The organism is Streptomyces sp. NPDC028331 (genome assembly GCF_055565775.1).
Genome location: NZ_JBVHTR010000004.1, coordinates 17,565 through 27,103, shown reverse-complemented (window position 1 = coordinate 27,103; position 9,539 = coordinate 17,565). Strand labels below are relative to the sequence as shown.

Sequence of the window (9,539 nt, the reverse complement as noted above, 5' to 3'; positions counted from 1 at the left end):
GTGCGCCAGGGTGGGGCCCCTGTTGCTGTGTTGGGCGTGTTTTTCGTTCACCATGCTGTCGTTGGGGGTCGTTGGGCGCGCTGCCCCGCGGGGGGTGTTTGGTCCCCCCCCCCCCCCCCCCGGCCTGGATCAATGTGTGAGGGGGAGTGCGCTTTCTGTTCGGTCCCCTGCTCAGCTCAGCTTCGGTGAGGCGCTGTACTCGGGCACCCACGCGTTGTTCTTGATCTTGTACGCCGTCATCAGCGTGTTGGTGGTGTCACCGAACTCGTCGAAGGAGATGGTGCCGGTGACGCCGTCGAACTTGACCTTGGACATGGCGTCGAGGACTGCCTTGCGGCCGTCGGAGGGGAGCTTGCCGCTGTTGCCGTCGACGGCCGTCTTGACGGCTTCGATGATGGCCCAGGTGGCGTCGTAGGTGAGGCCGCCGTAGGCCTCGTAGGCGTCCTTGTAGCCCGCGGCCTTGTAGTTCGCGATGAACTCCTTGGCGGAGGGGAGCTGTTCGACGGGCTTGCCGACGGAGGTGGCGAGGTCGCCTTCGGCCTTCTTGTTGAGCTTGGGGTATTCGCCGGAGTAGATGCCGTCGCCGCCCATGAGCGGGATGTTGGTGCCGCTGTCCTTGAGCTGCTGGCTCAGCGGGGCGGCGGCCGGGTACTCGCCGCCGTAGTAGAGGGCTTCGGCGCCGGTCTGCTTGACCTTGGCGACGACGGCGTTGAAGTCGCGGTCGTCGGGGTTGACGTGGTCGCTGCCGACGATCTTTCCGCCGAGCTTGGTGAAGTTGGTCTTGAAGGAGGCGGCGAGGCCGGCGCCGTAGGTCTTCTGGTCGTCGATCAGGTAGACCTTCTTCTTGCCGGCCTTGGAGTAGAGGTACTCGGCGGCGAAGGCGCCCTGGACCTCGTCGGTGGTGGCGGTGCGGAAGAACGTCTTGAACTGGCGGACCGAGTGGCCGGTCTTCCAGCCGTCGCCCTGGGTGAGTTCCGTGCCGGTGTTGGCGGGGGAGATCTGGACCAGGCCGGCGTCGTTGAACGGCTTCTGCATCGACTGGGAGACGCTGGAGTTCAGGGGGCCGACGACGCCGAGGACCTTGCTGTCGCTGATGAACTTCTGGGCGTTGGCCTGGCCGACGGAGGGCTGTGCCTGGTCGTCGAGGGGTTCGAGTTTGAACTCGATGCCCTTGACGTATCCCTGCTTGTTGGCCGTCTTCACGGCCAGGTCGGCGGAGTTGCGGATGCCGAGGCCGAGGGCGGAGAGGTCGCCCGTCAGCGGGGCGTCGACGCCGATCACGACAGTGGTCTTGCCGCTGCCCCCACCGCTGCCGTTGTTGTCACGCGACCCGCAGGCGGTGAGGGTCAGCGATCCCGCCGCGAGCGCGGCGGTGATGGCTATGAGCGAACGTTGACGCACGGATGAGGTCCTTTCCCTGGCACGGTGACTCCCCGTGGAGTCAGCCGAGTCGAGCGCTGACCGAAGTAACTTCGAATCCGGCGGCGCGGTGACTGGCGGTGACTCTAAGCGTGTGTGGGGAACGTGGAGGAGAGTCTGACCAATGCTGTGACGCTCTTGTTATGACACCAGGTAATGCAGAGCGGTACTGAGAGGGCTGAACAGTGAAATTCAGGCCGATTCGCCCGGTCCGCATAGTGAGAACCTGCAGGACGCGCGCCTGTGGATTCAGGTGTGTCGGCGGTTTTGCTGATTACTCGAAATCGTTGCTACAGGCTACTTCCAAGGTCGCCCGGGGGTCGTGTACATAGCGTGAACGGGGTGTGCTGCTTTGCGCGTGCATTACATCTACATTACGTAGAGTTACATTCAGGAAAGGGAATCCGGCGTTCCGTGGCACTTCTCCGTATTCGGTCACACGCACGGGGACGACGATCCTGCGGACGGGAACCCCTTTTGTGCGCAAAGGGGTGCCGCGGCCGAGTGTGCGGAGGCGTGGGGCGGGCGATGAGGGCCGCGTGACCGGTGACCGGCCGCCTGTCGGGGGAGCGCACGGCCGGGTCCGGGGTGGCTGTTCGTCAGGCCCGGGCGGGGTGAGGCTCTGCCGTGCGGGGAGCCGAGGGGCCGGGGCCGTCCTGTGTGGATCCGTGCGCGCTCGGCGGGGGTCGGGAACCGCTCACTTCCACGGGCCGTTGCTCGGCCCGCCGGTGCGGTACCAGTCGGCGCAGCCCTCGCGGGCCATGCGGTCGATCAACTCGTCCGCCGCGCGGGCGCCGTGACGCCTCTTCTCGGCCCGCGCCGCGCTCACGGCCCTCCGCAGGATGTCGTACTGCCCGTCGGACAGCCCCATGCTCTGGTAGTCCCCGTACGTCCGGGAGTCCAGCACCTTGCGCGACCAGTAGGTGACGACCCGGGTGCACAACTCCTGCGGAGGCGTGGCCCGTGGGGATGCCGAGGCGGAGACGGGCCGCTCGGTGCCCGTCGCCCCGCCGGAGCCGGAATGGCCGCAACCGGTCGCCGCCCCGCCCGCCAGGAGCGCCAGTCCGAGCCAGAGTACGAGCGCCGCCGGCCCCGGCCGGGGCGCTCCTCCCGTTGTCATGTCATGACGCTAAGCCGCCGGGTGCCAGGGGGCAACGGCGGTGCGGCGCGGGCTTGTTGCGCTCAGTCCCCCGTGCGCAGGTGCGCCTCGTCGCCGGGCCGTACCTCGCGCAGCAGGCAGGTGAGGCGGGCGGTGCACACGCGCTTGCCGTGCTCGTCGCTGATCACGATTTCGTACGTCGCGGTGGAGCGGCCCCGGTGGACGGGGGTGGCCACGCCGGTGACCAGGCCCGAGCGCACCCCGCGGTGGTGGGTGCAGTTCAGGTCCACACCGACAGCGATCTTGGAGCTGCCGCCGTGCAGCATGGCGCCGACGGAGCCGAGGGTCTCGGCGAGGACGGCGGAGGCGCCGCCGTGCAGCAGCCCGTACGGCTGGGTGTTGCCCTCCACCGGCATGGTGCCGACGACGCGCTCCGCGGACGCCTCCACGATCTGGACGCCCATCCGTGTGCCGAGGTGACCGGCGGAGAAGAGGGCGGGCAGGTCGACGCCGAGCGCGGCGTACTCGTCGACGACTTCCTGGGGGAACTTCACGGTGTGCTGCTCGCCCATGAGGCACGGCTCCGTTCGTGGTGTTCGGTGACTCGACTGTGGCTGAGCAAACGCTCAGTCGGTCGCCGATTGTTCCAGGCGGACCACCACGGACTTGCTGGCGGGGGTGTTGCTCGTGTCCGCGGTGGCGTCCAGCGGGACCAGCACGTTGGTCTCCGGGTAGTAGGCGGCGGCGCAGCCCCGCGCGGTGGGGTAGTGCACGACGCGGAAGCCGGGGGCGCGCCGCTCGACGCCGTCCCTCCACTCGCTGACCAGGTCGACGTACGAGCCGTCCGCCACGCCCAGCGCGCGGGCGTCCTCGGGGTGGACGAGGACGACACGGCGGCCGTTGGTGATCCCCCGGTAGCGGTCGTCGAGGCCGTAGATCGTGGTGTTGTACTGGTCGTGCGAGCGCAGGGTCTGCAGCAGGAGCCGCCCCTCGGGCAGCTCCGGATACTCCACGGGGGCCGCCGTGAAGTTGGCCTTGCCGGTGGCGGTGGGGAAGCGACGCTCGTCGCGGGGGGCGTGGGGGAGCGCGAAACCGCCCGGACGGGCCACGCGCGCGTTGAAGTCCTCGAAGCCGGGGATCACCCGCGCGATGCGGTCGCGGATGGCCGCGTAGTCCTTCTCGAACTCCTCCCACGGCACCTTGCTGCCGGCGCCGAGCACCCGGCGGGCCATGCGGCACACGATGGCCGGCTCGGACTTCAGGTGCGGGCTCGCGGGCTCCAGGCGGCCGCGGGAGGCGTGGACCATGCCCATGGAGTCCTCCACGGTCACGAACTGCTCGCCGCTGTCCTGGAGGTCTCGCTCGGTACGGCCCAGGGTGGGAAGGATCAGGGCGCGCGCCCCGGTGACCGTGTGCGAGCGGTTCAGCTTCGTCGACACATGCACGGTGAGGCGGGCGCGCCGCATGGCCGCCTCCGTCACCTCGGTGTCGGGGGAGGCGGACACGAAGTTGCCGCCCATCGCGAAGAAGACCTTCGCCTCGCCGTCCCGCAGGGCGCGGATGGCCCGGACGACGTCGTAGCCGTGCTCGCGCGGCGGTGCGAACCCGAACTCCTTCTCCAGGGCGTCCAGGAAAGCGGGCGCGGGCCGTTCGAAGATGCCCATCGTGCGGTCGCCCTGCACGTTCGAGTGGCCGCGCACCGGGCACACCCCCGCGCCGGGGCGGCCGATGTCGCCGCGCAGCAGCAGGAAGTTGACCACCTCGCGGATGGTGGGCACCGCGTGCTTGTGCTGGGTCAGGCCCATCGCCCAGCACACGATGGTGCGCCGGGAGGCGAGGACCATCCGCAGGGCCTTGTCGATCTCCTCGCGCGTGAGGCCCGTCGCCGCCAGGGTCTCGTCCCAGTCGGCGGCGCGGGCGGCCTTCGCGAACTCCTCGAAGCCGTGGGTGTGGTCGCGGACGAACTCCTCGTCGACCGCGCCCTCCGTCTCGAGGATCAGCTTGTTGAGGAGACGGAAGAGGGCCTGGTCGCCGCCGATGCGGATCTGCAGGAACAGGTCGGTGAGCGCGGCGCCCGCGGTGAGGCCCTTGAGCGTCTGCGGGTTCTTGAACCGCTCCAGACCCGCCTCGGGCAGCGGGTTGACGCTGATGATCCGCGCGCCGTTCGCCTTGGCCTTCTCCAGGGCGGAGAGCATGCGCGGATGGTTCGTGCCGGGGTTCTGCCCGGCGACGATGATCAGGTCCGCCTTGTACAGGTCCTCGAGGAGGACGCTGCCCTTGCCGACGCCGATCGTCTCGGAGAGCGCGGAGCCGGACGACTCGTGGCACATGTTCGAGCAGTCGGGGAGGTTGTTGGTGCCCAGCTCGCGGGCGAACAGCTGGTAGAGGAAGGCGGCCTCGTTGCTGGTGCGGCCGGAGGTGTAGAAGACGGCCTGGTCGGGGGAGTCGAGGGCGGCGATCTCCTCGGCGATGATGTCGAAGGCCCGCTCCCAGGTGACCGGCTCGTAGTGGTCCGCGCCCTCCGGCAGGTACATGGGGTGCGTCAGGCGCCCCTGCTGGCCCAGCCAGTAGCCGCTGCGGCCGGCGAGGTCGGTCACCGGGTGCGCGGCGAAGAACTCGGGGGTGACCCGGCGCAGGGTGGCCTCCTCGGCCACCGCCTTCGCGCCGTTCTCACAGAACTCGGCCCTGTGCCGGTGGTCCGGCTCGGGCCAGGCGCAGCCGGGGCAGTCGAAGCCGTCCTTCTGGTTGACGCGCAGGAGGGTCAGCGCGGTGCGGCGGACGCCCATCTGCTGCTGGGCGATGCGCAGGGTGTGCCCGATCGCCGGGAGGCCCGCCGCGGCGTGCTTCGGCTCGGCGATCTGCGGCGCGTCCTGAACCGGATCGCCCGTCGGCGGCTTGCTGGCCATCTCGGCCCTCCCCTTCGCATACACCTGTGAGCTGTGTCTCCGCATCCTCGCACGCGCCACCGACATAGGGGACGGGCGGGATCGGGACGGGTGGGACCGGGGACGGCGGGGTATCGGCTGCGGACGACGGCGATGGCCGGAACGTCCGGCGAGCGGTGGTGGTCTCCGGTGGCGCGCCCGGTCCCCGGTCCGCTCGTCGGCCGCGGGCGCAGGCGGGCGGGGCCGAGTGTCAGTGGGGCGTGGCAGGATCGGGGGCGTGGCAGAGACAGCATCGAAGCAGACCGACAAGACCACCGGCGGCGACCGTCCCCGGCTGATGCTCATGGACGGGCACTCCCTGGCCTACCGCGCGTTCTTCGCGCTGCCCGCGGAGAACTTCACCACCGCGACCGGCCAGCCGACGAACGCGATCTACGGCTTCGCGTCGATGCTGGCCAACACGCTGCGTGACGAGGCGCCCACGCACTTCGCGGTGGCGTTCGACGTCTCCCGCAAGACCTGGCGCTCCGAGGAGTTCACCGAGTACAAGGCGAACCGTTCGAAGACCCCGGACGAGTTCAAGGGCCAGGTCGAGCTGATCTGCGAGCTGCTGGACGCCATGCACGCCGCCCGCTTCGCGGTCGAGGGGTACGAGGCGGACGACGTGATCGCCACGCTCGCCACCCAGGCCGAGGCCGAGGGCTTCGAAGTGCTGATCGTCACCGGCGACCGAGACTCCTTCCAGCTGGTCAGCGAGCACACCACGGTGCTGTACCCGACGAAGGGCGTCTCGGAGCTGACCCGGTTCACCCCTGAGAAGGTGTTCGAGAAGTACGGGCTGACGCCGGCGCAGTACCCGGACTTCGCGGCCCTGCGCGGCGACCCGTCGGACAATCTGCCCGGCATCCCGGGCGTCGGCGAGAAGACGGCGGCGAAGTGGATCAACCAGTTCGGTTCGTTCGCGGAGCTGGTCGAGCGCGTCGACGAGGTCAAGGGCAAGGCCGGACAGAACCTGCGCGACCACCTGGAGTCGGTGAAGCTGAACCGCCGGCTCACCGAGCTGGAGCGGCAGGTGGAGCTGCCGAAGGCGGTCGCGGACCTCGAGCGCGTCCCGTACGACCGCAAGACCGTCGCCATGGTCCTGGACACCCTGGAGATCAGGAACCCCTCGCTGCGCGAGCGGCTCTTCGCCGTCGACCCCGGCGCCGAGGAGGCCCAGGCCACACCGATCACCGCGGACGGTGTCGAGCTGGACGGCACGGTGCTCGGCTCGGGGGAGCTGAAGCCCTGGCTCGCCGAGCACGGCGCACAGGTCCTGGGTGTCGCCACGGTCGACTCGTGGGCGCTGGGCACGGGCGCGGTGGCCGAGATCGCGCTCGCCGCGGCCGACGGGGCGGCGGCCTGGTTCGACCCGGCGGAGCTGGACGAGGCCGACGAGAAGGCGTTCGCGGAGTGGCTCGCCGACCCGGCCAGGCCGAAGGTGCTGCACAACGCCAAGGCCACGATGCGCGTCGTCCCCGAACACGGCTGGTCCCTCCAGGGCGTGACCATGGACACGGCGCTCGCCGCCTACCTGGTCAAGCCGGGCCGCCGCTCCTTCGCGCTGGACGCGCTGTCGCTGGAGTACCTGGGCCGTGAGCTGGCGCCCGCGGCCACGGCGGACGGGCAGCTTGCGTTCGGTACGGACGAGGGGGCCGAGGCCGAGGCGCTGATGATCCAGGCCCGGGCGATCCTCGACCTCGGGCAGGCCTTCGAGGAGAAGCTGCGGGAGGTCGGCGCGGCGGATCTGCTGCGCGACATGGAGCTGCCGGTCTCCGCGCTGCTGGCCCGGATGGAGCGGTACGGCATCGCCGCGGACCGCACGCATCTGGAGGCCATGGAGCAGATGTTCGCGGGCGCCGTCCAGCAGGCCGTGAAGGAGGCCTACGCGGCGGCGGGGCACGAGTTCAACCTGGGCTCGCCCAAGCAGCTCCAGGAGGTCCTCTTCGGTGAGCTGGGCCTGCCCAAGACGAAGAAGACGAAGACGGGCTACACGACGGACGCGGACGCGCTGGCGTGGCTGGCGACCCAGACGGACAACGAACTGCCGGTGATCATGCTGCGCCACCGTGAGCAGGCGAAGCTGCGGGTGACGGTCGAGGGCCTGATCAAGACGATCGCGACGGACGGCCGCATCCACACCACGTTCAACCAGACGGTCGCGGCCACGGGCCGCCTGTCGTCCACGGACCCGAACCTGCAGAACATCCCGGTGCGCACGGACGAGGGCAGGGCGATCCGCCGGGGCTTCGTGGTCGGTGAGGGCTTCGAGTCCCTGATGACCGCGGACTACAGCCAGATCGAGCTGCGCGTGATGGCCCACCTGTCCGAGGACGAGGGGCTGATCGAGGCGTTCACGTCCGGGGAGGACCTGCACACCACGGTCGCCTCCCAGGTCTTCGGAGTCGGCCGGGACGCGGTCGACGCGGAGATGCGACGCAAGATCAAGGCCATGTCGTACGGTCTGGCGTACGGGCTGTCGGCGTTCGGCCTGTCCCAGCAGCTGAACATCGAGGCGGCCGAGGCGCGGGCGCTGATGGACACGTACTTCGAGCGGTTCGGCGGGGTGCGGGACTATCTGCGCCGCGTGGTGGACGAGGCCAGGGCGACGGGCTACACCGAGACGCTCTTCGGCCGCCGCCGCTATCTGCCCGACCTCAACAGCGACAACCGCCAGCGCCGCGAGATGGCGGAACGCATGGCCCTGAACGCCCCCATCCAGGGCACGGCGGCCGACATCGTCAAGATGGCGATGCTGAACGTCGACCGGGCGCTGCGTGAGGCCGACCTGAAGTCCCGGATGCTCCTCCAGGTCCACGACGAGATCGTGCTGGAGATCGCCCCGGGAGAACGACAGCGGACGGAGGAACTGGTCCGCCGGGAAATGGCAGCAGCCGTACGGCTGAGGGCACCACTGGACGTCTCCGTGGGCTACGGGACGGACTGGGAGTCGGCGGCGCACTAGCCGCCGACGGGCAACCGCCGACGGGCAATCGCCGACGGGCGGGCCGATCGCCCCGGGGCCCCGCGTCCCGGCCCGCCCGTGGCCGCGCCGCCGCCGCGTTGCCCGGTGGCCCGGACGAGCCTCCGGCCCGGACGAGGTCCGTGCGGCCGGGGTTGACGGCACAGTGGTCGGCTCGCAGCCACCACGCCCTGGCGGCCCGCACCGAGCCGCCAGGGCGAGGGGTCAGCGTGACGCCGGCCGGCTCGGTTCCCGGTGTGCGCCCCGGGGGTCCGTGGTCGCGCGGCGCAGGGCCCTGACACCCGTCACGTACAGAGCGAGCCCCACCGCCAGGCCGGCGCCCGCGCCGAAGCACGCCGGCGGGATGACCTCCCACGCTTTGGCGTGGGCTCCCCAGTAGGCCCACCACCGTGACGCCCGCTGCACGGCCCCCGCCGCCGCGCATCCGCCGATCACCGCCGCCGCCAGCCACCGGTCCGCCCACGACAGCACCGGCACCGCCGACAGCGCCGACGAACCGGCCGGCGTGCGGCGCAGCGCCACCGCCACGAACACGGCGATCACCACGACCGCCACCGCCGAACTCCCGTACTGCACATATGTGTACAGCGGCGTGCCCGCCACGGGCTGCGCCAACTCGGGCACCAGCCGTACTCCCCACCGGCCGACATGCGTGAACGCGTCCCACACGACATGCGTCAGCGCGCCCAGCACCGCGGAGACGCACCACCGCGCCACCAGCGCGAACGACACCTTCCGCAGCGGCGTACCGCAGCGCACCAGTGCGGCCACCCGCCCCTGCGCCGTCGGCGACAGCAGCGCCACCAACGGCTCCCGCAGTACCAGCCACACCCCCACCAGCGCCCACGCGATGAGCACATCGACGGTGAACACCCCCGTGAAGGAGTGCGTGACCGTACCGAACTCCATGCCCCCGGACACCACACTCGCCGCGAAGTAGGTCATGTCGGGCGCGAACGATCCCGCGACGAGAACGGCGGGCACCAGTCGCCCGCGTCCCGACCCGTCCCCGCGCACGGCCGGCAGGACGGCCGCGGCATGGCTGAGGGTGAACGGCACGACGCCTCCTGCCGCAGATGTTGACCGAGTACAACCACCCGGCGATCACGAACGT

Annotated in this window: 6 protein-coding genes; 1 reads left to right on the top strand and 5 read right to left on the bottom strand. The window is 70.5% G+C overall.

The features are described 5' to 3' along the window. Positions 1 to 171: 171 nt before the first annotated feature. The 4 genes from ACZ4SW_RS06145 to ACZ4SW_RS06130 all read right to left on the bottom strand — a co-directional run bounded on the left by ACZ4SW_RS06145 (position 172) and on the right by ACZ4SW_RS06130 (position 5,424). A complete protein-coding gene (locus ACZ4SW_RS06145) occupies positions 172 to 1,401 on the bottom strand; it encodes a branched-chain amino acid ABC transporter substrate-binding protein (RefSeq protein ID WP_468238574.1) in 1,230 nt (409 codons plus the stop codon). Between the two features lie 715 nt (positions 1,402 to 2,116). Next, positions 2,117 to 2,539 (bottom strand): hypothetical protein, encoded by a 423-nt coding sequence (locus ACZ4SW_RS06140; protein ID WP_468238572.1) that lies wholly within the window; start codon positions 2,537 to 2,539, stop codon positions 2,117 to 2,119. 62 nt (positions 2,540 to 2,601) lie between these two features. After that, the gene (locus ACZ4SW_RS06135) at positions 2,602 to 3,090 is read right to left on the bottom strand and encodes a PaaI family thioesterase (protein ID WP_468238569.1); all 489 of its coding nucleotides are present in this window, start codon (positions 3,088 to 3,090) and stop codon (positions 2,602 to 2,604) included. Between the two features lie 54 nt (positions 3,091 to 3,144). After that, positions 3,145 to 5,424 (bottom strand): FdhF/YdeP family oxidoreductase, encoded by a 2,280-nt coding sequence (locus ACZ4SW_RS06130; protein ID WP_468238567.1) that lies wholly within the window; start codon positions 5,422 to 5,424, stop codon positions 3,145 to 3,147. 256 nt (positions 5,425 to 5,680) lie between these two features. On the opposite strand from ACZ4SW_RS06130, the gene polA reads away from it, so the two are divergent. Continuing rightward, entirely contained in the window at positions 5,681 to 8,407 is a 2,727-nt protein-coding gene (gene polA / locus ACZ4SW_RS06125) for a DNA polymerase I (RefSeq protein ID WP_468238565.1), read from the top strand. Positions 8,408 to 8,629: 222 nt separating this feature from the next. On the opposite strand, the gene ACZ4SW_RS06120 is transcribed toward polA, so the two are convergent. Continuing rightward, positions 8,630 to 9,484, bottom strand: a complete 855-nt coding sequence (locus ACZ4SW_RS06120) for a DUF4184 family protein (protein WP_468238563.1) — start codon at positions 9,482 to 9,484, stop codon at positions 8,630 to 8,632. Positions 9,485 to 9,539: the final 55 nt, after the last annotated feature.

Bases quoted from the DNA above. Each gene is read 5' to 3' on its own strand.
- ACZ4SW_RS06140 (WP_468238572.1), bottom strand. From the start codon at position 2,539: ATGACAACGGGAGGAGCGCCCCGGCCGGGGCCGGCGGCGCTCGTACTC.
- ACZ4SW_RS06135 (WP_468238569.1), bottom strand. From the start codon at position 3,090: ATGGGCGAGCAGCACACCGTGAAGTTCCCCCAGGAAGTCGTCGACGAG.
- ACZ4SW_RS06130 (WP_468238567.1), bottom strand. From the start codon at position 5,424: ATGGCCAGCAAGCCGCCGACGGGCGATCCGGTTCAGGACGCGCCGCAG.